Below are 1,015 nucleotides of genomic sequence, written 5' to 3' on the forward strand. Positions count from 1 at the left end.
GGGCTGCGGCAGCTCGAAGCCGTCCTGGAAGTACCGGCCGGCTCGCTCGCCACGCTGCTCGGCCCGCCCCGGGCGCGCCGGTCCGCGGCCGCCGAGATCGGCCGGTTCTGGCCGGACGGGCGGCGCATCGACGCCGCGGTGTCCGATGTGGACACCCGGTGGGACGAGCGGCTGACCCGGCTCAGCCAGCACGACGTCGTCCTCGTCGGCGCCGGCCGCGAGGAGCTGGAGATCCGGTCGCGGCAAGTGCTGCGGGCCGAGGCCGACGGCCCGGACCGCTGGGTGGTGATCCTGCACCTGGACGAGCACGACCGGCCGCTGCCGGAACTGCGCTCGCTGCGCGGCTGCCGGCCCGGCCGCACCGTGGTGAAACCCGAAGACGGCCTCCTCGTCGTCGAACTGCTCTTCGCCCGGCCGCTCGAGCGCGGCGAAACGGTGATCACCGAGCACACGCTCGTGAACCGCGCGCCGCTTCCGGTCGCGACGAACTACGAACGCAAATTCCGGCTCCCGGTCCGGGAATACGTACTCGAAATCCGGTTCTCGCCCGAGACCGTTCCGCCGGTCTGCCGCCGTTTCGCGGAGCCTGGCGAAGAAACCGATGTCGTCCCGGAATCCGGTGCGGTGCACGGGGTCGCGCTCAACTTCGGCCCCGGCCGGTACGGCTTCGAATGGGATTGGCCCGCCAGTTAACTGTTAAGGACTTCCGGATCTGCACCGCCGGGTTTCCGGCGGCTTACCGTCTGCGCACTCCACTCGCCGATCCGAGGAGAAATCGATGCGCAGATTCGTTTCCGCCGCGGGCGTGGCCGCGCTGGCCGCGCTCGGGCTGGGCGTCTCGCCCGCCGAAGCGGCGCCGGGACACCCGGACGCCGAGGTGGCGGGTGTGGCCGCGGCCTTCGGCCTGACCGCGGACCAAGCCCGGGCCCAGCTCACCGCCCAGGACGACGCCCACCGGCTGGCCGCCGCCGTGCCCGCTTCCGTGCGCGAGCGGTCGGCCGGACAGTGGTTCGAC

Annotated in this window: 1 protein-coding gene and 1 pseudogene; both read left to right on the plus strand. The window is 72.7% G+C overall.

The window, feature by feature from the left end; genetic code table 11:
- Positions 1 to 693, plus strand: a 693-nt coding sequence (locus G3I65_RS35365; RefSeq protein ID WP_160699951.1) for an XRE family transcriptional regulator, incomplete at its 5' end; no start/stop codon positions are given.
- Positions 694 to 778: 85 nt separating this feature from the next.
- A pseudogene (locus tag G3I65_RS35370) lies at positions 779 to 1,015 on the plus strand (hypothetical protein); the annotation flags it as partial.

Source organism: Amycolatopsis sp. SID8362 (assembly GCF_010550475.1).
GTDB classification, from domain to species: domain Bacteria; phylum Actinomycetota; class Actinomycetes; order Mycobacteriales; family Pseudonocardiaceae; genus Amycolatopsis; species Amycolatopsis eburnea.